The following is a 25,871-nucleotide window of genomic DNA, read 5'->3' as shown; positions in this document are numbered from 1 at the left end:
GCAAGAGCATGCGATTGAATCTATAAACGATTTCAGTAGTATTTTTGTTTTACTGAAACCGACTGCGTCCGTTTCAAACGGCCTTGATTTATGCCGCAACCAAAATGCCCTGTTCCAGCCAATCCGTCCATTTCTGCCTTAATGCGTCCTGCCAAGCGTTTTCAGACGGCATGAACTCTGCCAGCATGGTTTGCAGGCCGTTTAGGGAAGTGGGCGTTTCTGCCAGTGTTTCCAACAATAAAGCGTCGAAATCGTCGAGCGTTTGATACATCACGTCGTCTTCCTTATCGCGCCACACCAAAACAGCAGTTTCCACCTCCTGCAATTCGTCGGTCACGTCATACTGATAACGGCGCACAAAGGCGGCGGGAGAAAGGGTGTAAGCCAAATCGTCTGAATCGGCAGGTGAGGCTTCGCTGTCGGTTTGAGCGGTTTCGGCGAGCAGCTGAGTGTGTTCAAAGTCCATCAATGCCAAAAGGTCGTCTGAAAGCGGCAGACTTTGGCAATATCGGAGGAACTCGCCGGGGATTTCTTGAAAATAGGGCGTTTGGGCACGTGCGTCGCGGACGAAACCCTCTTTCAGACGGCCCCATTCTTCGCTGTCAAAGTATTGCAGCGTTTCGGTATAACAGCGGTCGATAAAGCTGTAAATATTGTTGCGTATCAGGCGGATATAGACATTCAGGCGCTCTTGCGGCAATCCGTCGGCGGCTTCGCCTTCGCGTATGGCTTGGGCAAAGCGGTGTTGGTATTGGGCGGAGGTTTCAGGCTGCACGGCGGTATTCCTTTCCGGCACGCGTTTGATAGTCGGCGATTTTGGCAACTTCAGCTTCGAGGTCGGCAAAAGGCGGAAAATTGAAATCGCGTTCCAACAGAGTAGGCGGAATCGTCGGCAGCTTGGCATAGGCCAGTTCGAGCAAATCCCAAACGGTCGGCAAAACCGCCGCGCCGTGGGTATCAATTAAAAGCTCAGGGGTTTCGACATCGTGTCCGGCGATGTGGATGTAACACACGCGCCCTGCATCCACATTTTCTAAAAAGGCTTCAGGCGACAACAGTCCGTGATTGACGGCGTTGACGTAAATATTGTTCACGTCCAAATGAATGCCGCAGTCGGCTTCACGGGCAACGGCGTTAAGGAACTCGACTTCGTTCATTTCGGCAAGCGGAGAATGCAGGTAGTAGGACGTGTTTTCTACGGCAATGCGGCAGCCCAACCGATCCTGCACTTCGCGGATACGGCGCGCGGTATGTTGCACCATTTCTTCAGTGAAAGGCAGTGGCAACAAATCGTAAAGATGACCACCATCATGGCAGTAGCTCAAATGATCGGAGAAAAACGTGCAGTCATAACGGCGCATCATTTCTTTGATTCCGTCTATCAAAGCGGTATCCAGCGGGGCTTGTCCGCCCAGCGACATGGATAATCCGTGTAACGCCAACGGCAGCCGTTCCGCCACGCGGTCAAACTGTTTGCGCGCCCTGCCGCCCATTTTCAGCCAATTTTCGGGGGCGGCTTCGATAAAGCGTATCGGGCTGTCGTCTGAAAGCGAGAGGAAGTCTTCCGCCAAGTCGCGGCGGTAGCCCAAGCCTGCATGTTGAATCATGGTGATGTCCTGTTATGGTGCCGTATGAACGACAAAGTCGCATTTTCGTTTATAAAATGCGACTTTGTTAAAGGTATGTTGCAGGATTATTTAGAACCGCATTTACCTTCGCCGCATTTGCCTTCTACTACTTTGGCAGCTTTGGCTTTAGATGCTTTGCCTTTTTTGGCGTGTGCTTTTTTCATGGCTGCGCCGCAAGTACCTTCACCGGCTTTGGCAGCCGCGCCGCAAGTACCTTCAGCAGCTTTAACAGTTTTCTCAACGGCCACGTCGCTGGCGGCTTTATCAGCGGCAACAACACCAGCAGCCAAAGACAGGGACAGTGCACCGGCCAAAGCAGCAGCTACATTTTTTTTCATTTCAACTTCCTTTTTAAAATATGGGTTTTAAAACAAATCAAGGGATAATATCGGGCATTTAAAGTCGGCCCGCGACCATTAATCCTTAAAGATAATCCTTAAAGAAAATGCTTGATGCGGCAACAGCGTTTCTTCAGCAGTGCATCCAAAGACAGACGGCCTGCGCCCTGTAACAGGACAGGAAATAAAACCACCAAATAAATCAGTGCCATTTTATAACCGTTGTCGCACACATTGTACCCCAAGCCGGCATGTACCGCAGACCATGCGACAGCCGTTACGACCATCAATCCCAGCGCGGACAGCCGCGTTGCCAAGCCGACGATGAGCAGCGCAGGCAAAACCAGTTCCGCCCACATGGCCAAATTCCAGTTAACCGTATCCGGCAACAAATTGAATGGAAAGGGAAATTGACTGTTGATATCTGCAAACCAGTTTTCCCCGTTCCATTTTTCCAGGCCGGACTCAAGAAATTCATACGCGGCAAAAAGCCTGAGCGTCAACAAGCCGAAAGCGGCCTGCCAAGAGGAGTTGGATGAGGTGTTCATTTATTTTCCTAATCGATGTGTGTCAAATGGGATGGGACGAAAAATCCATCGGCACCATCCCATCTTTCATGCCTGTTTAGACGTGACAGCCTCAAAAAACTGACACATTCAATACAAATATTTTCTTATTTATTGTTTTATAAAGATTAAAAATTCAAAAAGGCCGTCTGAAATACGATGCTTGATTGGGTTTCAGACGGCCTTTGATGATAATCGCGGTCAATTAATCCGCTTGTTTACACAATTCAACAATTTCCGTGCCGTATTTGTCGGTTTTATCCTCATTCATGCCGTGGATTTCCGCCAGCTCCGCCAAATCCTGCGGCCGTCGGGCGGCAATCGCGCGCAAGGTGACTTTGCTACATATCTGATAGGCTTCGAGGCCTTCATGGCGGGCAGTATCTATGTTCCACTGAAGCAGACGGCGCATCAATCGGCGTTTGCGTTTATCCTCTTCGCTCAGGCCGTCTGAAAACGGGCGGCAGATGTTTAAAATGCCCTCTCCGTATTGCTCGATACGTTTTTCGCCGAGTTTATACACGCCCAAAAGGTCGATGGGTTCGGCAGGCGTATTGGTCAGCAAGTCGTCCATGCTTTCGTTGGAGAACACCGTTCCCAGCGTCACTTGATCGGCACTTGCCTGCTGCTCGCGCCAAGTTTCCAAAGCCCGTTTTAAGGCCTGTTCGCGCTCGCCCAAGCTGTGGATAACTTGTGCGCTGTCTGTGGAAACCGTACCGGCTTCAGCTGTTTCGCAAACGTCGAGTATCTCCAAACCGAATTTATTGATTTTCGCCTCGCCCAAGCCGTAGATTTGGTGTAAATCTTCCAAACTTCGGGGCATTTTTTCGACAATATCGCGCAGGGTTTTGTCGCCGCAAACCACATAGGCCGGCACTTCCTCTGCCCGGGCGCGTTGTTGCCGCCATTGGCGCAATGCCTGCCACAAACGCTCTTCGCGCTCGGTACGCAACCAATCGTCTTTTGGCTTTTGGGTGGCCGTTTTTTCGCGGCGCAGGGGGCGCAGCATGACTTCGGTTTCACCCTTGAGGACTTGTTTGGCCGCTTCGGTCAGCTGCAGGGCTTGATGCTGCTCGACATTGACGGTGAGATAGCCCAAGCTGATGCACTGGCGGATGACGCTGCGCCATTCCTTGTCGGTCTGTTCGCTGCCGATGCCGAATGTGGATAACTTGTCATGGCCGTTGCGCTGTATCCAATCGTCGCTTTTACCGCGCAAAAGGTTGGTGATGTAACCGGCGGCAAAACGTTGTCCGGCGCGGTACACGCAGCTGAGTAATTTTTGCACCAACACCGTGCCGTCAAACCGCACGGGCGGATGCAGGCAGTTGTCGCAATGGCCGCAGGGTTCGGATTCTTCGCCGAAATGTTTGAGCAGCAGTACGCGGCGGCAAGCGGCGGTTTCGCAGACGGAAAGCATGGCATCGAGTTTTTGCATTTCGATTTGCTTTTGCACCTCGTCGCTGTTGCCCTCGGCAATCCGTTCACGCAGCAACACCCAATCGTTCAAGCCGTAACACAGCCAGCTCACGGCAGGCAGCCCGTCCCGGCCGGCGCGCCCCGATTCTTGATAGAAATGTTCGACACTCTGGGGCATATCGAGATGGGCGACAAAGCGCACGTCGGGTTTGTCTATGCCCATGCCGAACGCCACGGTCGCCACTACGATAATATTGTCTTCATGCGTAAAGCGGCGTTGGTTTTCCTCGCGCACGTCCATGCTCAAACCGGCATGATACGGAATCGCCTCCAAGCCATTTTCACACAAAAACTGCGCCACATCCTCGACTTTTTTGCGGCTCAAACAATACACAATGCCGCTTTGCCCATGCATCTGCTTACGGATAAAATCCAGCAATTGTTTTTTGCCATTATTTTTTTCGATAACCTGATAATAAATATTCGGGCGGTCAAAGCTGGAGATAAATTCGGGCGCATTGTCCAAATGCAGATAATGCTTGATGTCGGCGCGCGTGGCCGCATCGGCGGTAGCGGTCAGGGCGATGCGCGGGATGTTCGGATAGCGTTCGGCAAGCATGCCGAGCTGTTGATATTCGGGGCGGAAATCGTGTCCCCATTGACTGACGCAATGCGCCTCATCAATGGCAAACAGGCTGACGGTTTGTTGGTCGAGAAAACGCAAAAAGCGGTCGGTAACCAAGCGTTCCGGCGCGACATAAAGCAGTTTCAGACGGCCTTGGGCAAGCTTGTCGGCAATATCGCGCGCCTCATCTGCCGATGTGCTGCTGTTGACTGCCGCCGCTTCAATCCCGGCCACATGCAGACTGGCCACTTGGTCGTTCATCAGCGCAATCAGCGGCGATACGACAACCGCCACGCCTTCGCGCATCAGCGCCGGAATTTGGTAACACAAAGACTTGCCCCCGCCCGTCGGCATCAGCACCATCAAACTCTCGCCGCCGGCCAAAGCATTGACGATAGCCTCCTGCTTGCCACGAAATTCGGGATAACCGAATACTTCGTGCAAAATCTGTTTGGCGGTCGGCTGAGGCATAATGGTTCCGTAGAATAGGGGAAAGCGTTATTTTAACGGTTTTGCACCCGCGTATGTGCGGAACATTTTGCCGCCGTTTTTTCAGACGGCCTTTCAGGTTAACCTTCCGAAAGAATGTTTTGTTTTTTTAAATAACAAGAGTAAGAGGCCTGTAATTTCATGACCAGCCTCTTTTTAATTTTAATAATTTAAATATTCATTAATTTCTTGTTTTTCAATTTCTTTACCGCGTTGGCAAACTGGGCATAGGACGTAATATTTTTTTCCATAAGGAATAAGAGGAATCCAATAGAGGGAAAATTTTCGACCCGTCTCAATAATGTCCCAAGGAGCGGTTTGTTGACAGTTTCCGCATTGGATAACAGACTGAGTATGTCCTAGTTCTTTTTGATAGCCTTTATAGCCCCAGATAATCATATGTATTACATTCCTTTCTTATTTAAACTGAAAATTATTTATTGAAGTCGTAATCTTTGATAACTTCGATCTTTTCAATTTTAATCTCGTTTTTGGGTTTGGTGTTTTCACCAGTTTTGCTCTCGGCAATCTTGCCCACAATATCCATGCCATTTATGACTTGACCAAAGACAGTATAATCACCATCTAAAGCAGAATTTTCGCCTTTCTTGTAGGCTTCAATAATCTGAGCAGGATATTTATTTTTAGATAAAAATAAAATCTTTAGGCTTTTTTAACGAACTCAGATTTCAAGTTCATCGCGCTGCCATCGATTTTGCAACCGATATTGTGGTCACCCTCTTGTAAGCGGATGCCTTTGACTTTGGTGCCTTGCTTGATGACCATAGAGCTGCCTTTGACTTTCAAATCTTTAATTAAGACAACCGTATCGCCATCTTGCAAGACCGCGCCGTTGGCATCTTTGACTTCCAAGGCATCATCGCCGGCAGCCGCAGCATCGGCCTCATTCCACTCATGGGCGCACTCAGGGCAAACGTATTGGGCACCGTCTTCGTACGTGTATTCGGAGTGGCATTTCGGGCAGGGAGGTAGGGACATGAGGTTTCCTTATAAATATGATAAAAGAAGCGTAAAACGCAAATAATACAATGTCTAAATTATTGATTCGCCTTGCTGCCGCCTACGCCGTAAACGGCATTCCACGCCGCATCCAACATCTGGCCGGCTTGTTGCAGCTTGGCATTTTGCTGCTCTTTCTGAGCCAAGGCCGTCTGAATTTCGCCTTTCAAACGGTCAATATCGGATTGCGCAGCCTGTAAACGACGCTGCGCGCTTTCCAAATCACTTTGCAGGGAAATGATTTTGCTATCGTTGCTGTTTTGCTCATGCAAAGCAGCGCGGTAAACCGATTGGACGGACAGCAAACGGTCTTCCGCCTCACCGGCATACGCGGCGGCGGCGGATAACATCATCAGGGCAAGTAAGGTTTTTTTCATGGGTTTTCCTTTAAAGTTGTTTGATTTGTAAAGTAAAGCGCAAAGCCGATTTTTCCGCCGCCAATTTTACATAATATGCTTGTTGGTCTTTGTTCTTAATGGCTTATTTTATCCAATCCGGACATTCAGGCTGCCGATAAAAGTTAATTCAATCAACTGTTGTGACAGGCAGGCGGCTATTATTTTCTCATATTCTCCGCCTTATTCCATTATTTTCTGGTTTTATTATAAAAGGCCGTCTGAAAAATTTTTAGACGGCCTTTTTGAGTTTCACAATGATGGCTCTGCCTCTCGTCAAAAAGCTTTCCTGTATTTTTAAATTACAGTCATATTTAAATATGTAAATATGATTTATTTATTGTAAAATTTACCCTTTAGTCATGCCGGAGCATATGGTGTTGCGGCTGTCTGCATCTTTTTTAATTCTTCTTCCATGAGAACTCTATGATGAAAAGCAACCGTCTCGCCTATGCCGTTTTGGCAGCCCTACTATCTATCCAAACCCTGCCGGCTTCTGCAGCCAACGCTGATACCGCTTCTGCCGTCGAGGCATCCGGGCAAGAAGTGCAACAAGCCTCAGATTCTATCGCGAACTACGTTGACGACCAGATCATCCAAGGCCCGGCAACCGTTGATTTGGGCAATCAGGCCAAACTGAAACTGCCTGCAAAAATGGTCTTTGTGAAAAAAAATCGCGCCAACGCCATGATGAGGGAAGCAGGTAATGCCACAGATCCCAACCGCTACGGCCTGATTCTCCCCGAATCGGAGAACGAGGACAGCGACACTAATTGGATAGTAGACCTGACCTTTACCGATTCCGGCTACATCAAAGACGATGATGCCAAAGAATGGGATGTTGAGGCCATGCTCGAGCAACTGAAAGAAGGGACCGAGGAACAAAATAAAGAGCGTGCCTCCCGCAACCTGCCGGAATTGGAAACACGCGGCTGGGTAGAAAAACCGCAATATGATGCAAAGACCCATCGTCTGATTTGGTCGATTGACGTTCTGAATAAAAACGAACCCGATCCCAATCCTGCCATCAACTACAATACTTTCCAGCTGGGACGCGAAGGCTATATTGAATTGACTATGATCACCGATTTGAAAAGCATAGATCAATACAAACCTATTGTGCAAGAATTGTTGGGTAATATCGAATTCAATGAAGGCAAGCGCTACAGCGATTTCAATGCTGCAACCGACAAAGTGGCCGAATACGGACTGGCTGCCTTGGTTGGCGGTATCGCTGCAAAAAAACTGGGATTATTAGCTTTGGCCGGCGCATTACTGGCTAAATTCGGCAAACTGATTATTTTCGGTGCTGTTGCAGCAGGCGCATTGTTTAAAGGCCTATGGCGCAAAAAAGATAAAAATAAACCGAACGAAGAAGAATAAATAAATCCTGTTCAAAATAAAAAGGCCGTCTGAAACATTTCAGACGGCCTTTTATCATTCATGCCTTACGAACGGATCCGTTTCAACACTTCTTCTTTGCCGATTAATGCCAATACGGCATCGACGCTTGGGGTTTTCGCCGTACCGCAGACAGCGAGGCGCAGGGGCATACCGAGTTTGCCCATTTTAATGCCTTCTTCGTCGCAGAAAGGTTTGAAGAGATCGTGGATGGCTTCGGCGGTCCAGTCTTCCAAACCTTCGAGGCGTTCGGCAAAGCGCAGCATACGGGCGGCGGCTTCGTCGTCCCAGTGTTTCTGCACGTCAGCTTCGGCAGGGGTTTGTTTGACGTAGAAGTAGAGGCACTCGTCAGCGAGGGTGTTCAGGTCTTGGGCGCGGTCTTTGACCAATGCCAACACGTCTTTCAAAGCAGGCTTGCTTGTTTCATGGATATCGCGCAGGGCGAGGCGCGGTTTCACCATTTCAGCCAGTTTGTCGTTAGGCGTGATTTTGATGTGTTCGCCGTTAATCCAGTAGAGTTTCTTCAAGTCCATGCGGCTTGGAGATGGGGAAACGTCTTTCAAATCAAACCATTCGATGAATTGTTCCATTGTGAAGAATTCGTCGTCGCCGTGCGCCCAGCCCAAGCGTGCCAAATAGTTGAGCATGGCTTCGGGCAGGATGCCCATTGCGCCGAAATCGGTAATGGCAACGGTATCGCCGCTGCGTTTGGAGATTTTTTTGCCTTGCTCGTTAAGAATCATGGGCAAGTGGCCGTATTCGGGTAGGGTGGCGCCAATGGCTTTTAAGATGTTGATTTGTTTCGGGGTATTGTTCACATGGTCGTCGCCGCGGATAACGTGGGTAACGCCCATGTCGTAGTCATCCACGACAACGCAGAAGTTGTAGGTCGGTGTGCCGTCGGCGCGGGCAATAATCAGGTCGTCGAGCGCTTCGTTGGGAATAGAGATTTCGCCTTTGACCAAGTCCGTCCATTTGGTTACGCCGTCCAAAGGCGTTTTGAAACGGACAACGGGTTGCACGTCGGCAGGGATTTCGGGCAGGGTTTTGCCTTCTTCCGGACGCCAGCGGCGATCGTAAGTCGCCGTGCCTTCTTTTTCGGCTTTCTCGCGCATGGCTTCCAGCTCTTCTTTGCTGCAATAGCAGTAGTAGGCATGGCCTTTTTCTAAAAGTTCGGCAATGACTTCTTTATAGCGGTCGAAACGGCGGGTTTGGTAAACGACGTTGTCGGCGTTGTCGTAATCAAGGCCGACCCATTTCATGCCGTCGAGGATGATGTTGACGGATTCGGCAGTAGAGCGCGCCAAGTCGGTGTCTTCAATACGCAATAAGAATTCGCCTTTATGATGGCGGGCAAACGCCCATGAGAACAGCGCGGTGCGTACGCCGCCGATGTGCAGGTAGCCGGTTGGGCTGGGGGCGAAACGGGTTTTGACGGTCATGATGGCTCCAAAATCTTTTAAAACGGTTATTTTACTTTTTCGGCGTGGTTTAAACAACGAACAAAAGGCCGTCTGAAAATAATGTCGGCGCAGAAGGACCGTTTGGGAACTTTTCTCCCGAAAACAAGACAAATGATAATTATTTCTTTGAAAGTATCCGCTCATGAACAAACGCGCTTTATTTACCGCCCTCGCCCTCCTGCCCCTTTTTGCCCAAGCCGAAATCAAAACTATCAAAGACGTATTGGGACGCGAAGTCAAAGTCGATGTCCCTGTCAAACGCGCGGTTTTGGCGTTTTACTATCCCGACTATATCGCGGTAACGGGCGCGGACAAATTTAAAAACGTCATCGGCATTTCGCGTGAGTTTTGGGAGAAATTCAATCCCGGCAGCTGGGCTATGTTCAAACAGAAGCTGCCTACGCTGCAAAACATTGCGGACATCGGCAACATCAACACCGGCACGTTTTCACTGGAGAAAACGCTCGCGCTCAAGCCGGACGTATTGATTCTGGCCGACTGGCAGTATAAGGCCATCGCCACCCACCTGCCGCGCATTAAAGCGGCAGGCATACCCGTCGTCGTGGTCGATTTCAACGCCGAAACCGTCGCGCGGCACACGCGCAGTGCGGAAATTTTCGGTGAACTCAACGGTACGCAGGCGCGCGCCCAAAAAATTGCCGCCGAATACGCCCGAGGCATTGCCGACATCCAAAAACGCGTCGCGCGCGCCAAGCAGTCCAAACCGAAAATCTATATCGAGTTCGGCGACAAAGGCCCGTCCGAATACAGCTACACCTTCGGCAAAGATATGTGGGGCGCGATTGCCGACACAGCAGGCGGCAACAATATCGCCGCGCCTTACGTTAAAAACTGGGGACCGGTAAACCCTGAAAAATTCCTGACGGCCAAACCCGACGTCATCGTCATTTCGGGGACGGAAAACGGCCATAAAGACAAGCCTGACATTATGGCGATGGGCATAGGCATCAGCCAGGCCGATGCGCAACGCCGCCTGGCCGGATTTGTCAAACGCAAAGGCTGGGCAGACATTCCTGCCGTCAAAAACAAACGCGTTTACGGCATCTACCACACCGCCTCCCGCTCGCTCGCCGATTTGGCCAGCGCGCAATTTATCGCCAAAACCCTGTATCCGCAGCAGTTTGCCGACATAGACCCAAACAAGACCTATCTGGACTTCTACCGCAAATACCTGCCCGTCGTGCCGGACGGTACGTTTTACATCCAATTGAAATAGCGGCTGCAAAAATCATAGGCTCAGGCCGTCTGAATATGTATGCTATACTAATAAGGCTTTATTATGTATAATTATTATTCTTTTTATTTAATGTATTGGACAAGATATGACTGAACAAAACCAAATCGGCCATCAACAGGCTCCAATTGTAAGCGTCAAAGAATGGTTGATAACAAACTTGATTATGATGATTCCGCTGGTCAATATAGTTATGATGCTTGTATGGGCATTCGGTTCAAACACCAATCCGAATAAAGCTAATTATTTCAAGGCTGCCTTGATTCTGTTTGCCATCGTAATGGTAATTTATCTGGTACTGGCTGTAGTCTTATTTGGCAGTGTAGCTGCAAATCAATATCAATAAGTAAGAATACATTTAGGCCGTCTGAAACCTAAAAGGCTTCAGACGGCCTTTTACATGGATTACCGAAGGCTCAACCACCTATCCAATTCCAAACCGCATCGCTCCATTTGCCGATACGGTAGAGAAACAAAGAATAGCTCTCCTGCATCAGAAACTTGGCTTTCTTGTTGCGCTCGTCAAAGCGCGTGGTCGGGGTGGCGGAGAACTGCGCGTCCGACAAGCCCAAATCGGCGGCCATTTCTTCGGCGCGCGCCAAATGATACGGGTCGCTGACAACGATAATGCTGCCGACTCCGTTGGCGTGCATGATGGGGACGATATTGCGCAGGTTTTCGTAAGTGTTGCGCGATGTGTTTTCAAACAGGATATTGTGCGCCGGTATGCCCTGCTTGAGCGCGTATCGGCGCCCCACTTCGGCTTCGGTCATGAATCCTTTTTTGGGCGTGCCGCCGGTGAAAATGATTTTGCCGACCCGATGGCTTTGGTAGAGCGTGATGGCGTGGTTGATGCGCTCACGGAATACCGGCGACGGGCGTTTGTCCCACGCCGCCGCACCCAACACCACCGCCGCATCGGCATGAGCGTCCTTCGGCAAGGTGTGCGAACCTGTCCGGTAAATCTGCCATGTGCCGCTCAAAAAAATACCGCACACCAGCAAAACGCTCAAAGCAAGGCCGCGAAACAGGTAGTATCGCAAGCCATTGCGGCTTTTAAGCAGGGAAATCATCTTCAGACGGCCTTATCCAACCCTATCAGCCGAGTAGGGCGGCAATGTTTTCCAACGGACGGCCGATGGCTGCGCGCGTAGGCGTTACCAAAACGGGACGCTCGAGCAGGGCGGGGTGTTCGGCGATTGCCTGAAGCAGGGCAGCATTGTCCAAATCGGGATTGTCCAAACCCAATTCTTTGTACAAATCGTCTTTCGTGCGCATCATGCCGCGCACCGATTCGATGCCGAGTTTGGCAAACATATCCTGCAAAGTCGCCAAATCGGGCGCGGTATCCAGATATTTGACCACGTCGGCGGCAACGCCTTTTTCTTCGAGCAAAGCCAGCGCGGCACGCGATTTGCTGCAACGCGGATTGTGATAAAGTGTGAATTCAGACGGCATGAAATTCTCCGTATTATTGCAAAATCATTCAATGATGGCGGTTATTATCGTCTGCAACTGATTTTTACTCAAACTTTTTACCTGATCTCTTGATATGAATCGGTAGGCATACCCACCAAACCGTTTTACAATAAACCCAATTTCGATTGGCAACCTCAAGGATACAACCATGAAAGCCTTAACCGCCCTTCTCTTGTCCGCCGCCGTTTTTACCGCTGCGCCAGCCTTTGCCGCCGACGAAACGGCAGGTTGGCAGGACAACAAACCGCAAAGCCTGGAATCGCTCAAAGCCCCCGTGCGCGTGGTCAACCTTTGGGCAACCTGGTGCGGCCCCTGCCGTAAAGAAATGCCTGCCATGTCCGCATGGTACAAAGCGCAGAAAAAAGGCAGCGTCGATATGGTCGGCATCGCACTGGATACGACCGACAATATCGGCAAATTCCTAAAACAAACGCCGGTCAGCTATCCGATTTGGCGTTACACCGGCGCCAACAGCCGCAACTTCATGAAAGCCCACGGCAACAACGTCGGCGTATTGCCTTTCACTGTCGTCGAAGCGCCGAAATGCGGCTACAAACAAACCATCACCGGCGAAGTCAACGAAAAAAGCCTGACCGCCGCCGTGAATTTGGCCAAAACCAAATGTAAATAAAACAGCGGATAGGGTACTTAACCTGCGCTGATACCAAGGCCGTCTGAAACCCAATCGTTCAGACGGCCTTTATTTCAAACCATATTGCTTTGTGTTGCAAACCGGCAGTGTATCCACAGGCAGAACCGGGGTTTCACTATCAAAAAGCAGCCGAAATATTTATAATCTGTGAATATCCCCATTTTTTCAGACGGCATGTTGCCCTATCGATGATACCGGCCGTCTGAAACCCTATTTTCAGGAAAACCCATGATCCGTTTCGAACAAGTTTCCAAAACCTATCCCGGCGGTTTCGAAGCCCTGAAAAATGTCAGTTTCCAGATTAACAAAGGTGAGATGATTTTTATTGCCGGCCATTCGGGTTCGGGCAAATCCACCATTTTGAAGCTGATTTCAGGCATTACCAAGCCCACCAAAGGCAAGGTTTGGTTCAACAATCAAGACCTCGGCACCTTGAGCGACAATCAGATCGGCTTTATGCGCCAACATATCGGCATTGTCTTCCAAGACCACAAAATCCTCTACGACCGCAATGTCTTGCAAAACGTTATCCTGCCTTTGCGGATTGGCGGCTACCAGCCGCGCAAAGCGGAAGAGCGTGCGCGTATTGCGATTGAGAAAGTCGGCTTGAAAGGCCGCGAAAACGATATGCCCATCACTTTGTCCGGCGGCGAACAACAACGTTTGTGCATCGCGCGCGCAGTGGTTCACCAACCCAGCCTGCTGATTGCCGACGAGCCATCCGCCAGTCTCGACCGCGCCTACGCGCTGGATATTATGGAATTGTTTAAAACCTTCCATGAAGCAGGCACGACCGTGATTGTTGCGGCGCACGATGAAACGCTGATGGCGGATTACGGCCACCGCGTCTTGCGCCTGCAGAAAGGACGCCTCGCATGAGTATGATTCACTACATCTCGTTACACGTCGAATCGGCGCGCGCCGCACTCAAAGAACTTCTGCGCCAACCCATCGGCACGTTGCTGACCCTGTTCATGCTTGCCGTTGCCATGACCTTGCCGCTGTTTATGTATTTGGGTATCCAAAGCGGACAAAGCGTGTTGGGCAAACTTAACGAATCGCCACAGATTACGGTTTATATGGACACCGATGCGGCAAGTTCTGATGCCGATACGGTGAAAAACCTGCTCCAACGCGACAGCCGTATCGATAAAGTCCGCTTTATCAGCAAGCAGGAAGGTTTGGAAGAATTGCAGACCAATCTCGACCAAAACCTCGTTTCCATGCTCGATGGCAACCCGTTGCCCGACGTCTTTATCGTTACGCCCGACCCTGCCACTTCGCCGAATCAGATGCAGGCCATCTATAAAGACATTACCAAGCTGCCGCGCGTCGAATCGGCAACCATGGATACGGAATGGGTACAAACCCTTTATCGTATTAACGAATTTATCCGCAAGATTTTGTGGTTCCTCTCGCTGACATTGGGCATGGCCTTTGTCTTAGTGGCACACAACACCATCCGCCTGCAAATCCTCAGCCGTAAGGAAGAGCTGGAAATCACCAAGCTTTTGGGTGCGCCCGCTTCCTTCATCCGCCGTCCTTTCCTTTATCAGGCAATGTGGCAGAGTATTTTCTCCGCCGCCGTCAGCCTGGGCTTGTCGGCTTGGCTTTTGGCCGAAGTACGGCCGCTGGTGGACGCGATTTTCAAACCCTACGGTCTGAACATCGGCTGGCGTTTCTTCACATTTAGCGAAATGTCGCTGGTATTCGGCTTCGTCATCGCGCTGGGCGTATTCGGCGCATGGCTGGCCACCACGCAACACCTTTTAGGCTTCAAAGCCAAAAAATAAGCCTTGGCAAACAGGCCGTCTGAACCATTCAGACGGCCTGAAATCTTATCCTTTCGCAACGTAAACAAACCTTGTGAAAATTTAATACTGCCAAATCTAACAGCAAGGGCATAATCCCTTATAATTGATGGTTTATTACCCATCTCATTTCATTTGTGCGGCATAAACCGTGCAGACAAATAACGAAAGACATCCTGTGGACAAACTCAAAATCTCTGCCAACGGCCCCCTCAACGGCGAAATCACCGTATCCGGCGCGAAAAACGCCGCCCTGCCGCTGATGTGTGCTGGTCTGCTGACTTCCGGCACTTTACGCCTGAAAAACGTACCCATGCTCGCCGACGTCAAAACCACTCAAAAACTGCTGCAAGGCATGGGCGCACGTGTTTTGACCGACAACATTTCCGAATTTGAAATCAACGGCGGCACAGTCAACAACACCTGCGCACCTTATGAGCTGGTGAAAACCATGCGCGCATCCATCTTGGTTTTGGGCCCGACCCTCGCCCGCTTCGGCGAAGCCCAAGTCAGCCTGCCCGGCGGCTGCGCCATCGGTTCGCGCCCGGTTGACCAACACCTCAAAGGTCTCGAAACCATGGGGGCGGAAATCACCATCGAACACGGTTACGTCAAAGCCAAAGGCCGTCTGAAAGGCACGCGCGTCACCATGGACGTCGTGACCGTAGGCGGTACCGAAAACCTGCTGATGGCGGCCACGCTTGCCGAAGGCACCACCATCCTCGAAAACTGCGCCATCGAGCCCGAAGTCGTCGATTTGGCCGAATGCCTCGTCAAAATGGGTGCAAAAATCAGCGGCATCGGTACAGCAACCATGACCATCGAAGGCGTAAAAGAACTGCACGGCTGCGAACACAGCGTCGTTCCCGACCGTATTGAAGCCGGTACCTTCCTCTGCGCCGTCGCCATGACCGGCGGCAAAGTCGTCCTGCGCAATGCCGCCCCAAAAACCATGGAAGTCGTGCTAAACAAACTGACCGAAGCAGGCGCCATCATCGAAGCAGGCGACAACTGGATTTCCATCGACATGCAACAACGCCCCAAAGCCGTGGACATCCGCACCGTCGTCCACCCAGGCTTCCCAACCGACATGCAGGCGCAGTTTATGGCCATGAACGCCATTGCCGAAGGCAGCAGCCGCGTGGTGGAAACCATTTTTGAAAACCGCTTCATGCACGTTCCCGAACTCAACCGCATGGGCGCAGACATCACCACCGAAGGCAACACCGCCTACATCAAAGGCGTGGAAAAACTCTCCGGCGCCGTCGTGATGGCAACCGACCTGCGCGCCTCCGCCAGCCTCGTCATGGCCGGTTTGGTCGCAGAAGGCGAAACCATCGTTGAACGCATCTACCACCTCGACCGCGGCTATGAATACATCGAGAAAAAACTCGGCGGCGTAGGCGCAAAAATCGAACGCGTACGCGGTTAATCCCATACGCAGCCGATAAATAAAAGGCCGTCTGAAACACCGGCAATCGGGTTTCAGACGGCCTTTGCGTATTGTTTTGCGGTATAATTCCCAACATCTTTATCCATTGTTTTTAAAAGCACAAACCATGACACGCAAAATCCTTGTCACTTCCGCGCTGCCCTATGCCAACGGCAGCATCCACCTCGGCCACATGGTCGAACACATCCAAACCGACGTTTGGGTGCGCTTTCAAAAACTGCGCGGCCACGAATGCTACTACTGCTGCGCCGACGACACCCACGGCACGCCCGTGATGCTTGCCGCGCAAAAACAAGGCATCGCGCCCGAAGACATGATTGCCAAAGTGCGCGAAGAGCACCTCGCCGACTTCACCGGTTTTTTCATCGGCTACGACAATTATTACAGCACCCATTCCCCTGAAAACAAACAGTTTTCCCAAGACATTTACCGCGCGCTGAAAGCCAACGGCAAGATTGAGAGCCGCGTCATCGAGCAGCTTTTCGACCCTGAAAAACAAATGTTCCTGCCCGACCGCTTCGTCAAAGGCGAATGCCCGAAATGCCACGCCCAAGACCAATACGGCGACAACTGCGAAGTCTGCGGCACGACCTATTCCCCGACCGAACTGATCAACCCGTATTCTGCCGTTTCCGGTGCCAAACCCGAATTGCGCGAATCCGAACACTTCTTCTTCAAACTCGGCGAATGCTCCGACTTCCTCAAAGCCTGGACTTCCGGCAACAATCCGCACGACGGCAAGCCCCATCTGCAACCCGAAGCCCTCAACAAAATGAAAGAATGGCTGGGCGAAGGCGAAGAAACCACCCTGTCCGACTGGGACATCTCCCGCGACGCGCCGTATTTCGGTTTCGAAATCCCCGACGCGCCGGGCAAATATTTCTACGTTTGGCTGGATGCGCCCGTCGGCTACATGGCGTCGTTTAAAAACCTGTGCGACCGCATCGGCGCCGATTTTGACGAATACTTCAAAGCCGACAGCCAAACCGAGATGTACCACTTCATCGGCAAAGACATCCTCTATTTCCACGCCCTGTTCTGGCCCGCCATGCTGCATTTCTCCGGTCACCGCGCCCCGACCGGCGTGTACGCACACGGCTTTTTGACTGTGGACGGACAAAAAATGTCCAAATCGCGCGGCACATTCATCACCGCCAAATCCTATCTGGAACAAGGCCTGAACCCCGAGTGGATGCGCTACTACATCGCCGCCAAACTCAATAGCAAAATCGAAGATATCGATTTGAACCTGCAAGACTTTATCAGCCGCGTCAACAGCGACCTCGTCGGCAAATACGTCAACATCGCCGCCCGCGCGTCAGGTTTCATCGCCAAACGCTTTGAAGGTCGTCTGAAAGACGTTTCAGGCAGCGCATTGCTGGCAAAACTGACTGCGCAAAGCAAAGCCATTGCCGAATGCTACGAAAGCCGAGAATACGCCAAAGCCCTGCGCGACATCATGGCCTTGGCAGACATTGTCAATGAATACGTTGATGCCAACAAACCTTGGGAACTGGCCAAACAAGAAGGCCAAGACGAACGCCTGCACGAAGTATGCAGCGAACTCATCAACGCCTTTACCATGTTGACCGCCTACCTCGCCCCCGTATTGCCGAAAGTGGCCGAAAACGCCGCCAAATTCCTGAATTTGAAAGCCATCACTTGGGCAAACACACGCGAAACTTTGGGCGTACACACCATCAACAAATACGAACACCTCATGCAACGAGTGGAGCAAAAACAAGTGGACGACTTAATCGAAGCCAACAAACAAAGCATTCAGACGACCCCTGCGCCTGCCGCCGAAGAAGGTAAATACGAAAAAGTCGCCGAACAAGCGAGCTTCGACGACTTCATGAAAATCGACATGCGCGTCGCCAAAGTATTGAACTGCAAAGCCGTCGAAGGCAGCACCAAACTCCTGAAATTCGACCTCGATTTCGGTTTTGAAAAACGCATCATCTTCTCCGGCATCGCCGCGTCTTATCCCAATCCCACTGAGTTGAACGGCCGCATGGTCATCGCCGTCGCCAACTTCGCCCCGCGCAAAATGGCAAAATTCGGCGTATCCGAAGGCATGATCCTCTCCGCCGCCACAGCAGAAGGCAAACTGAAGCTCCTCGATGTCGACGCAGGCGCACAGCCCGGGGATAAAGTGGGCTAAGTATCAAATCTTAAGGAGAAACCATGTTAAACCTTTCCGCACCTGTACTTAAAGAAATTGAGTTGCTTCATGATGCAGGCTTATCGGTTGGCGCTATTGTTGCAGTGTTGCGTCTGAAGTTTCCGGTAGAGCTCCATGATCGGGAGGACAAAAAAATTGAAGAAGCCGTGCTTCTCATGATCAATCCGCCACGAAAAGCACCGTCTCTTTCCCGCTAAGGTAGCGATACCGGTTGAAAGGTAAATTTGGTTATGCTTCAACAAAAGGCCGTCTGAAATTTTCAGACGGCCTTTTTATTTATCCAAACGCTTATTTGCTTAAAACTTTATCTCAACAATTCATCGGTAACGCGTTGCAGAAACTCGATACGCTCGGGTTTGGCTTCGCCTGATTCGGCAGCAGCTTTGACGGCGCAGCCGGGTTCGGCGCGGTGGGTGCAGTTATGGAAACGGCACTGGCCGATGAGGTGGTGCAGGTCGGGAAAGTATTGCAATAAATCGGCAGCTTGGAGATGGTGCAAGCCGAATTCTTGCAGGCCGGGGGAATCGATGAGTCGGGTTTCTGCGTTTAAATCGTACAGTTGGGCGTGGGTGGTGGTGTGTTTGCCGGAGTCGAGCGCGGTGGAAATGTCGCCGGTTCGGGCGGCTTGGTTGCCGAGTAGGGCGTTGGTCAGGGTGGACTTGCCCATGCCGCTTTGTCCGAGCAGGATGTTGGTTTGCCCTTCTAAAATGGGACGCAGGATGTCGGCGTTTTCCAATGCGTTAGTTTCGACCACCGAATAGCCGAGGGTTTCGTAGAATTTGAGTTTCTCGCGCCATTGGGCGGTTTCGGGGAGGTCGGCTTTGTTGAGGACGATAACGGCGTCGATGCCGGCCGCTTCGGCTGCGAGGAGGGCGCGTTGCAACAGGGCTTCGCTGGGTGAGGGGCTTGCGGCGGTTACGATGAGGAGTTGGGTAACGTTGGCGGCAATCAGTTTGGTTTTCCACGCGTCTTGGCGGTAGAGCAGGCTTTCGCGCGGGAGGTAGTCTTCAATCACGACTTGTTCGCCGTTGATGGGGCTGATGCGGACTTGGTCGCCACAGGCGAAATCAACGCGTTTTTTGCGGGTGGTGGCGTCATATGTTTGACCGTCGGGAGTGCGGACAATATAGCGGCGGCCATAGCTGGTAATGATTTGGGCGGTATCGGTCATGATGGGGTTTATTGTTTGGAATGGTGTGATTGTACCGAAAGTCGGCTATGGCCGTCTGAAAACTTGTTTGCACCTTTTAACTTTCTTTGGCTTGGTTTTTGGGTGTTTCTACTCTATATTTGCAATGTATTGGTTTTCAGGAGATTTTTTTATGGATTTCAGTCAGTTGCTCAATCAGGTTTTGGGTGCGGCCCAAAAAGGCGGCAAAGCGGTGGCGGAAAGCCCGCTCAATTCTTTCGGCGGCGGCGCGCTGACGGGTGCTTTGGCATCGATGCTGTTGAAAAAGAAAAACGCGAAGAAGCTGGTCAAGGCCGGCTCGGTCGCCGCTTTGGGTTTTCTGGCTTATAAAGGCTATCAAAACTGGAAACAAAACCGCCAGCAGGACGAATTGCCGCAAAGTGCGTTCCAACCTGCCGGCCTGATTGGTGAAAACCACAGCCGTGTGATTTTGCAAACGATGATTGCAGCGGCGGCTTCAGACGGCCTGATTGATGATGCGGAACGCGCGGCCATTGAGCGTGAAAGCGGCAGCGATGCGGAAACGGCGGCATGGCTGCAGGCGGAATATGCGCAACCGGCCTCTATCGAGCAAATTGCCGCTTCGGTCGGCAGCGACGAGGCTTTGGCAGCCGAAACTTATCTGGCGGCCAGATTGGTCTGCGCGGACTTATCACGCAAGGAAATCGTGTTCCTGAGCCGTTTGTCCCAAGCTTTGAATTTGGACGATCAACTGGTCGAAAGTTTGGAAAAACAGCTCGAATTGGCTTAAACTTCATTTAAAAGGCCGTCTGAAACCTGATTTCAGACGGCCTTTCGACTTAATTTCAGAGTAAAATAACCCTTTCGACATATTAAAGGCTGTCTGAACATGAACAAACTTTTTTCCACATTCAAAACGTTTTTAGCCGCTTCGTCCGTCTTGGTATTGGCTGCCTGTCCGAGCGGCAACGCGCCGCAATCCAAACCTTCTACGCAGGGTCAAAATACGGTTTCGCATACTGCACCCAAACCGAAAGCCACGGTTGCGCTGGCTTTGGGTGGCGGCGCGTCCAAAGGCTTTGCCCATATCGGGATTATTAAGGTTTTGAAAGAAAACAATATTCCGGTCAAAATCGTTACCGGCACATCCGCCGGCTCGATTGTCGGCAGTATGTACGCTTCGGGAATGTCGCCCGACCGCCTCGAATTGGAAGCGGAAATTTTGGGTAAAACCGATTTGGTGGATTTGACCTTGTCCACCAGCGGCTTCATCAAAGGCGAAAAACTGCAAAACTACATCAACCGTAAAGTCGGCAACCGCCCGATGCAGCAGTTCCCCATCAAATTTGCCGCCGTCGCGACCGATTTTGAAAGCGGCAAACCGGTGGTATTCAACGTAGGCAATGCCGGACAGGCCGTCCGCGCTTCTGCTTCGATTCCAAATGTGTTCCAACCTGTCGTTATCGGCAGCCGCAAATATGTAGATGGCGGCCTGTCGCAGCCCGTACCGGTCAGCGCGGCGAAAAAAATGGGCGCAAACTTCATCATTGCCGTCGATATTTCCGCCCGTCCGGCCAAAAATGTCAGCCAAGGCATGTTCTCCTATCTTGACCAAACCTTCAACGTAATGAGTCAAACTGCGTTGCACCAAGAATTGGGCCAAGCCAATGTGGTCATCAAACCGCAGGTTTTGGAGCTGGGTTCGGTTGGCGGCTTCGACCAAAAACAACGCGCCATCCAACTGGGTGAACAGGCCGCACGCGCAGCCCTGCCTGAAATCAAACGCAAACTGGCGGCATATCAGTATTAATCATCCGCCGTTTGAACAGGCCGTCTGAAAGTATGTTTTTCAGACGGCCTTTCTTGTGCAAATCTGCTAAAATCACGCGTTTCCTACAAATCATAAAATCCTAAAAAATGAATATCTTTTACGAAGAGTCCGGCCAATTCAAAGTTGCCTCTATTGTCCAAAAAAACGATGCCACCTACCAAGTCGATACACAACACGGCAAGCGCACCAAAGTAAAGGCAAACAATGTCTTTGCCGAGTTTGACGGCGATATGGCGGCGTTTTTGGAGAACGCGCAGGCGCAGGCGGCGGACATCGACACAGATTTATTGTGGGAAGTATGCAGCGAAGAGGAATTTACCGCCGAAGCCATCGCCGAAGAATATTACGGCCATGCGCCGACCAAAACCGAGCTGGCGGCGACTTTGATTGCGCTTTACGCCGCGCCGATGTATTTCTACAAAAAAGCCAAAGGCGTGTTCAAAGCCGCCCCCGAAGAAACTTTGAAACAAGCGCTTGCCGCCATCGAACGCAAAAAACAGCAAGACGCGCAAATCGACGCTTGGGCAGAAGCCTTGAAACGCGGCAAGATGCCGTCTGAAATCGCGGCGGATTTGAAAACCATCCTGCACGCACCCGACAAGCAGTCGCTGACCTACAAAGCCTTTACCAAAGCTGCCGATGCATTGAAAACCTCCGCCTACGAATTGGCGAAAAAAACGGGCGGCATTACGTCCATTCCCCAATACCTGCAAGACGGGTTTGAAATCAAATATTTCCCCAAAGGAACAGGTTTCCCCGACCTTCCGCTTCCTGAAATGCCCGACTTGCCCAAAGCCGACGTTACCGCCTTTTCCATTGACGACGAATCGACCACCGAAGTGGACGATGCCTTGAGCCTGACCGACTTGGGCAATGGCATGAAACGCGTCGGCATCCACATCGCCGCACCGTCGCTTGCCATTAAACAAGGCGACAAAATGGAAAAAAACATCATGGAACGCTTGAGCACGGTTTATTTCCCCGGCGGCAAAATCACCATGTTGCCCGAAAACTGGATTGCCGCGTTCAGCCTTGATGCAGGCGCATACCGCCCTTCCATCAGCATTTATTTCGATGTGGACAACGAGTTCAACATCGGCGCGCCAACCTGCAAAATCGAAGCGGTCAACATCGCCGAAAACCTGCGCATCCAAACCATCGAGCCGCATTTCAACGCCGAAACCGGCTTGGACGAAGCAGGCGAAATGATGTTCGCCCACCATCAAGACCTGATTTGGTTCTATCAATTTGCCATCGCCTTACAAAAAGCGCGCGGCAAATACGAACCCGACCGTGCGCCGCAATACGATTACAGCATCGAATTGGATGAGGAAGGCAACGTATCCGTCGTCCGCCGCGAACGCGGTTCGCCCATCGATACGCTAGTCAGCGAGATGATGATTCTTGCCAACAGCACTTGGGCGCAAATGCTGGACGAAAACGAGCTGCCCGGTCTTTTCCGCGTCCAACCGGCAGGCAAAGTGCGCATGAGCACCAAATCCGAGCCGCACATCGGCATGGGCGTGCAGCATTATGGCTGGTTTACCTCGCCGCTGCGCCGCGCCGCCGACTACATCAACCAAAAGCAGCTGATCAGCCTGATCGACGACACGGCCGAGCCGCTGTATCAAAACAGCGATGCCGAGCTTTTCGCCGCACTGCGCGACTTTGATGCCGCCTATACAGCCTACGCCGACTTCCAACGCCAAATGGAAGCCTACTGGAGCCTCGTCTATCTGCAACAGCAAGGCACGAGCGAGCTGACGGCCACCATCCTCAAAGAAGACCTCGTCCGCATTGAAGGCCTGCCGCTGGTAACGCGCGCGACCGGTATCCCGTTTGACGCGCTGCCCAAATCACAGGCATTGTTCAAAATCACCGAATTGGATGCCGAGAAGCAGTTTATCGCGCTCAACTATCAAAAAGCCGTTTTACCGGGCTGATAACGTTATTCCGTTTGAAAAAAGGCCGTCTGAACGAAGAAACAGAAATCTTTGATTTCGTTTTCATCCCTGTTCAGACGGCCTTCATCATCTAAAAATGCTACAATTCCCCTTTTCTGCCCATCATTTCAAACCATGAAAAAAAACGCCCCCCAATCCTTTGAAGAAGCCTTATCCCGCCTCGAAACCCTGACCCAAGCCATGCAAAGCAGCGAAATGCCGCTGGAAGACGCTTTGGCCGCCTATCAGGAAGGCAACGAATTGGTCAGATACTGCCAAACCAAATTGGCGGAAGTCGAGCAGAAACTGCAAGTCTTGGATGCCGGCGAACTGAAGGAGTTGAACCTTGAACCCGGCGAATGAACTCAAAACATGGCAGCAAAAAGCCCAAGCACAAACCGAATTGCTGCTGGCGCATTTCTTGCCGTCTGAAAGCCAAGTGCCGCATACGCTGCACGAAGCCATGCGTTACGTTACCCTCGGCGGCGGCAAACGGCTGCGCCCGCTCTTGGTGCTTGCCGCGTCCGAATTGGGCGAAGCAAACCAAAATGCCGTCGAGCAGGCGATGGCGGCCATCGAAATGGTACACGTCTATTCGTTGGTTCACGACGATATGCCGGCGATGGACAACGACAGTCTGCGCCGCGGCAAACCGACCTGCCATGTGCAATACGATGAAGCAACCGCCCTTTTGGTCGGCGATGCGTTGCAAACCCAAGCCTTTGATGTACTGAGCCGTCCGACAGGCCTGCCTGCCGAACGTCAGCTTGCCATGTTGTCCACACTGGCCCAAGCATCCGGCAGTCTCGGCATGGCGGGCGGACAAGCCATCGACCTTGCCAATGTCGGCAAAGCCATGAATCAGGCCGAACTGGAACAGATGCACAGCCTCAAAACCGGCGCGCTCATCCGTGCTGCCGTGGCCTTAGGCGCACTTTCCTGCCCGGACTTAACACCGGCGCAAATCCAAACCTTAGACCGCTACGCCGCCAAATTGGGTCTGGCTTTCCAAGTGATCGACGATGTATTGGACTGCGAAGCCGATACCGCCACCTTGGGCAAAACCGCCGGCAAAGACTTGGACAACGACAAACCGACCTACGTCAAACTGATGGGCCTTCAGGCCGCGCGTACTTACGCAGAAACGCTGATTGCAGAAGCCGTTGCCCTGATCGAGCCATTCGGCGACAAAGCCCTGCGCCTGCGCCAACTGGCCGAGTTTGTTACCGCACGGAAAAACTAAACCTGCAAATAAAATAAAGGCCGTCTGAAACCTGATTTTAGGTTTCAGACGGCCTTTTTAACAGCCTGTTTGGCTTAGGTATCCCATACCGAATACAGAGCCTTCAAAGTGCATGAAACACCCTGCAAACAGCGTTCACAAAGCCTCAACCTGTCTGTTTAATCCAATAGGGCATCCACGAACGCTCTGGCATTAAACGGACGCAAATCGTCGATACCTTCGCCTACGCCGATGTAGCGGACAGGAACAGGGCGGTCGGAGGCAAGGGCGGCAAGGATGCCGCCTTTGGCCGTACCGTCGAGCTTGGTCACAATAAGGCCGGTCAGACCCAGAGCTTCGTCAAAGGCTTTGACTTGGTTGACGGCGTTTTGACCAATGTTGGCATCAAGCACGACGATGATTTCATGTGGTGCATCAGGCATGGCTTTTTGCAACACGCGCTTCACTTTTTTAATTTCTTCCATCAAATGAAGCTGCGTCGGCAGACGGCCGGCTGTATCAGCCAGCACGATGTCGATCCCGCGCGCTTTCGCAGCTTGGACGGCATCGAAGCAAACGGCTGCGGAATCGCCTGTGGTTTGCGAAATCACGGTCACATTGTTGCGCTCGCCCCAAGCTTGAAGCTGCTCACGCGCGGCGGCACGGAAAGTATCGCCTGCCGCCAGCAACACGGATTTGCCCTGCGCTTGGAAATATTTGGCCAATTTACCGATAGATGTGGTTTTACCCGCGCCGTTGATACCGGCAAGCATAATCACGAAAGGCTCCTTGGTTTCCGGCAAGACCAAAGGTTTCTCCAGAGGCTTAATCAAGTCATACAGCGCATCTTTCAGCGCACCGCGCAATTCGTTGCCGTCTTTGAGGCCTTTGAGGCTGACGCGGTCGCGCACGTCTTTCATCAAGTATTCGGTGGCTTCCATGCCCATATCGCTGGTAATCAGCACGGTTTCTAGCTCTTCGTACAAATCCTCGTCAATCTGTCCGCCGCCGAACACGCCGGCCAACGATTTTGCCATTTTGTCGCGTGATTTGGTCAAGCCTTGTTTCAAACGCGCAGCCCAACTGAGCTTGTGTTCTTCTACCGGAGCAGGGGCTTCAGCCGGTGTTTCCCCAACGGCTTCTTGAAATTGCTCGACAGCTTCGCTAACTGCTTCAACAACTTCTTCTTTGACCGCTTCGGCTTGTTCTGCTGCTTCCTCAGCAGCCTCGGCCACTTCAGACGGCATCTCGGCAACGGTTTCTTGAACCTGTTCAACAGCCTCGCTGACGGTTTCAACAGCCGCTTCTTTTGCCGCTTCAGCCTGTTCTGCTGCTTCCTCAACAGCCTCGGCTACTTCAGACGGCATCTCGGCAACGGTTTCTTTTACCTGTTCAAGAGCCTCGCTGACGGTTTCAACGGCCGCTTCTTTTGCCGCTTCAGCCTGTTCTGCTGCTTCCTCAACAGCCTCGGCTACTTCAGACGGCATCTCGGCAACGGTTTCTTTTACCTGTTCAAGAGCCTCGCTGACGGTTTCAACGGCCGCTT

General features: G+C 51.7%; 28 protein-coding genes. 14 read left to right on the top strand and 14 right to left on the bottom strand.

The window, feature by feature from the left end; translation table 11 throughout:
- Positions 1 to 88 precede the first annotated feature (88 nt).
- The 9 genes from ACTHTY_RS03790 to ACTHTY_RS03750 all read right to left on the bottom strand — a co-directional run bounded on the left by ACTHTY_RS03790 (position 89) and on the right by ACTHTY_RS03750 (position 6,462).
- Entirely contained in the window at positions 89 to 775 is a 687-nt protein-coding gene (locus ACTHTY_RS03790) for an HvfC family RiPP maturation protein (protein WP_440366521.1), read from the bottom strand.
- Complete coding sequence (locus ACTHTY_RS03785) at positions 765 to 1,607, bottom strand: HvfB family MNIO-type RiPP peptide maturase (RefSeq protein WP_070624893.1); 843 nt, start codon at positions 1,605 to 1,607, stop codon at positions 765 to 767. Before ACTHTY_RS03785 ends, ACTHTY_RS03790 begins: the two co-directional genes overlap by 11 nt.
- A gap of 86 nt (positions 1,608 to 1,693) precedes the next feature.
- Complete coding sequence (locus ACTHTY_RS03780) at positions 1,694 to 1,966, bottom strand: hypothetical protein (protein ID WP_049349240.1); 273 nt, start codon at positions 1,964 to 1,966, stop codon at positions 1,694 to 1,696.
- 98 nt (positions 1,967 to 2,064) lie between these two features.
- A complete protein-coding gene (locus ACTHTY_RS03775; RefSeq protein ID WP_440366520.1) occupies positions 2,065 to 2,514 on the bottom strand; it encodes an HvfX family Cu-binding RiPP maturation protein in 450 nt (149 codons plus the stop codon).
- 223 nt (positions 2,515 to 2,737) lie between these two features.
- The gene (gene recQ / locus ACTHTY_RS03770; RefSeq protein WP_440366519.1) at positions 2,738 to 5,047 is read right to left on the bottom strand and encodes a DNA helicase RecQ; all 2,310 of its coding nucleotides are present in this window, start codon (positions 5,045 to 5,047) and stop codon (positions 2,738 to 2,740) included.
- A gap of 180 nt (positions 5,048 to 5,227) precedes the next feature.
- Positions 5,228 to 5,464, bottom strand: a complete 237-nt coding sequence (locus ACTHTY_RS03765; RefSeq protein WP_049333028.1) for a zinc-ribbon domain-containing protein — start codon at positions 5,462 to 5,464, stop codon at positions 5,228 to 5,230.
- 34 nt (positions 5,465 to 5,498) lie between these two features.
- Complete coding sequence (locus ACTHTY_RS03760; protein ID WP_440366681.1) at positions 5,499 to 5,687, bottom strand: peptidylprolyl isomerase; 189 nt, start codon at positions 5,685 to 5,687, stop codon at positions 5,499 to 5,501.
- A 41-nt stretch (positions 5,688 to 5,728) separates the two neighbouring features.
- Complete coding sequence (locus tag ACTHTY_RS03755) at positions 5,729 to 6,064, bottom strand: zinc ribbon domain-containing protein YjdM (protein ID WP_049323689.1); 336 nt, start codon at positions 6,062 to 6,064, stop codon at positions 5,729 to 5,731.
- 59 nt (positions 6,065 to 6,123) lie between these two features.
- On the bottom strand, positions 6,124 to 6,462 hold the full coding sequence (locus ACTHTY_RS03750; protein ID WP_004519158.1) for a hypothetical protein: 339 nt from the start codon (positions 6,460 to 6,462) through the stop codon (positions 6,124 to 6,126).
- 444 nt (positions 6,463 to 6,906) lie between these two features.
- On the opposite strand from ACTHTY_RS03750, the gene ACTHTY_RS03745 reads away from it, so the two are divergent.
- Positions 6,907 to 7,863 (top strand): DUF2167 domain-containing protein, encoded by a 957-nt coding sequence (locus tag ACTHTY_RS03745; RefSeq protein WP_440366518.1) that lies wholly within the window; start codon positions 6,907 to 6,909, stop codon positions 7,861 to 7,863.
- Between the two features lie 65 nt (positions 7,864 to 7,928).
- On the opposite strand, the gene gltX is transcribed toward ACTHTY_RS03745, so the two are convergent.
- Positions 7,929 to 9,323, bottom strand: coding sequence for a glutamate--tRNA ligase (gltX, locus tag ACTHTY_RS03740; RefSeq protein WP_440366517.1), 1,395 nt, complete (start codon positions 9,321 to 9,323; stop codon positions 7,929 to 7,931).
- A gap of 163 nt (positions 9,324 to 9,486) precedes the next feature.
- Between gltX and ACTHTY_RS03735 the strand changes: the two genes are divergently transcribed.
- Both ACTHTY_RS03735 and ACTHTY_RS03730 read left to right on the top strand, forming a co-directional pair.
- Complete coding sequence (locus ACTHTY_RS03735) at positions 9,487 to 10,581, top strand: ABC transporter substrate-binding protein (protein WP_440366516.1); 1,095 nt, start codon at positions 9,487 to 9,489, stop codon at positions 10,579 to 10,581.
- Positions 10,582 to 10,687: 106 nt separating this feature from the next.
- Entirely contained in the window at positions 10,688 to 10,945 is a 258-nt protein-coding gene (locus tag ACTHTY_RS03730) for a hypothetical protein (protein ID WP_049333040.1), read from the top strand.
- A 70-nt stretch (positions 10,946 to 11,015) separates the two neighbouring features.
- On the opposite strand, the gene ACTHTY_RS03725 is transcribed toward ACTHTY_RS03730, so the two are convergent.
- A complete protein-coding gene (locus ACTHTY_RS03725) occupies positions 11,016 to 11,672 on the bottom strand; it encodes a YdcF family protein (protein WP_049323693.1) in 657 nt (218 codons plus the stop codon).
- 25 nt (positions 11,673 to 11,697) lie between these two features.
- Positions 11,698 to 12,057: an arsenate reductase (glutaredoxin) gene (gene arsC / locus ACTHTY_RS03720; protein WP_004519164.1), complete on the bottom strand. Its 360-nt coding sequence runs from the start codon at positions 12,055 to 12,057 to the stop codon at positions 11,698 to 11,700.
- Between the two features lie 169 nt (positions 12,058 to 12,226).
- On the opposite strand from arsC, the gene ACTHTY_RS03715 reads away from it, so the two are divergent.
- From ACTHTY_RS03715 to ACTHTY_RS03690, 6 genes are all read left to right on the top strand, one after another.
- The gene (locus ACTHTY_RS03715) at positions 12,227 to 12,709 is read left to right on the top strand and encodes a TlpA disulfide reductase family protein (RefSeq protein WP_003747814.1); all 483 of its coding nucleotides are present in this window, start codon (positions 12,227 to 12,229) and stop codon (positions 12,707 to 12,709) included.
- Between the two features lie 249 nt (positions 12,710 to 12,958).
- Positions 12,959 to 13,609 (top strand): cell division ATP-binding protein FtsE, encoded by a 651-nt coding sequence (gene ftsE, locus ACTHTY_RS03710; RefSeq protein WP_004519169.1) that lies wholly within the window; start codon positions 12,959 to 12,961, stop codon positions 13,607 to 13,609.
- Positions 13,606 to 14,523, top strand: coding sequence for a permease-like cell division protein FtsX (ftsX, locus tag ACTHTY_RS03705; RefSeq protein ID WP_440366515.1), 918 nt, complete (start codon positions 13,606 to 13,608; stop codon positions 14,521 to 14,523). The genes ftsE and ftsX overlap by 4 nt, the downstream gene beginning before the upstream one ends.
- A gap of 196 nt (positions 14,524 to 14,719) precedes the next feature.
- Positions 14,720 to 15,973 carry a UDP-N-acetylglucosamine 1-carboxyvinyltransferase gene (gene murA, locus ACTHTY_RS03700; RefSeq protein ID WP_003747808.1) on the top strand — a complete coding sequence of 418 codons (1,254 nt, stop codon included), beginning with the start codon at positions 14,720 to 14,722 and terminating at the stop codon, positions 15,971 to 15,973.
- Positions 15,974 to 16,100: 127 nt separating this feature from the next.
- Positions 16,101 to 18,158, top strand: a complete 2,058-nt coding sequence (gene metG, locus ACTHTY_RS03695; RefSeq protein WP_440366514.1) for a methionine--tRNA ligase — start codon at positions 16,101 to 16,103, stop codon at positions 18,156 to 18,158.
- 23 nt (positions 18,159 to 18,181) lie between these two features.
- Complete coding sequence (locus ACTHTY_RS03690) at positions 18,182 to 18,376, top strand: hypothetical protein (RefSeq protein WP_049328774.1); 195 nt, start codon at positions 18,182 to 18,184, stop codon at positions 18,374 to 18,376.
- Positions 18,377 to 18,483: 107 nt separating this feature from the next.
- Here the strand turns inward: ACTHTY_RS03690 and rsgA are convergent, their stop codons facing one another.
- Complete coding sequence (gene rsgA, locus ACTHTY_RS03685) at positions 18,484 to 19,350, bottom strand: ribosome small subunit-dependent GTPase A (RefSeq protein WP_440366513.1); 867 nt, start codon at positions 19,348 to 19,350, stop codon at positions 18,484 to 18,486.
- A gap of 151 nt (positions 19,351 to 19,501) precedes the next feature.
- Between rsgA and ACTHTY_RS03680 the strand changes: the two genes are divergently transcribed.
- The 5 genes from ACTHTY_RS03680 (at position 19,502) to ACTHTY_RS03660 (ending at position 24,346) form a co-directional block, all read left to right on the top strand.
- Positions 19,502 to 20,119, top strand: coding sequence for a tellurite resistance TerB family protein (locus tag ACTHTY_RS03680; RefSeq protein WP_440366680.1), 618 nt, complete (start codon positions 19,502 to 19,504; stop codon positions 20,117 to 20,119).
- Positions 20,120 to 20,218: 99 nt separating this feature from the next.
- On the top strand, positions 20,219 to 21,139 hold the full coding sequence (locus ACTHTY_RS03675) for a patatin-like phospholipase family protein (RefSeq protein ID WP_440361246.1): 921 nt from the start codon (positions 20,219 to 20,221) through the stop codon (positions 21,137 to 21,139).
- A gap of 107 nt (positions 21,140 to 21,246) precedes the next feature.
- Positions 21,247 to 23,103 (top strand): ribonuclease catalytic domain-containing protein, encoded by a 1,857-nt coding sequence (locus tag ACTHTY_RS03670; protein ID WP_440366512.1) that lies wholly within the window; start codon positions 21,247 to 21,249, stop codon positions 23,101 to 23,103.
- A gap of 135 nt (positions 23,104 to 23,238) precedes the next feature.
- Positions 23,239 to 23,466 carry an exodeoxyribonuclease VII small subunit gene (locus ACTHTY_RS03665; protein ID WP_003681131.1) on the top strand — a complete coding sequence of 76 codons (228 nt, stop codon included), beginning with the start codon at positions 23,239 to 23,241 and terminating at the stop codon, positions 23,464 to 23,466.
- Positions 23,450 to 24,346, top strand: coding sequence for a polyprenyl synthetase family protein (locus tag ACTHTY_RS03660; protein ID WP_440366511.1), 897 nt, complete (start codon positions 23,450 to 23,452; stop codon positions 24,344 to 24,346). Before ACTHTY_RS03665 ends, ACTHTY_RS03660 begins: the two co-directional genes overlap by 17 nt.
- A 158-nt stretch (positions 24,347 to 24,504) precedes the next feature.
- Here the strand turns inward: ACTHTY_RS03660 and ftsY are convergent, their stop codons facing one another.
- Positions 24,505 to 25,812, bottom strand: coding sequence for a signal recognition particle-docking protein FtsY (gene ftsY, locus ACTHTY_RS03655; protein ID WP_440366679.1), 1,308 nt, complete (start codon positions 25,810 to 25,812; stop codon positions 24,505 to 24,507).
- Positions 25,813 to 25,871 lie beyond the last annotated feature (59 nt).

Source organism: Neisseria sp. P0019.S002 (assembly GCF_051957155.1).
Lineage (GTDB): Bacteria > Pseudomonadota > Gammaproteobacteria > Burkholderiales > Neisseriaceae > Neisseria > Neisseria perflava.
Note: the sequence above shows the minus strand (reverse complement) of the source record. Positions and strands in the feature narration are given on the sequence as shown.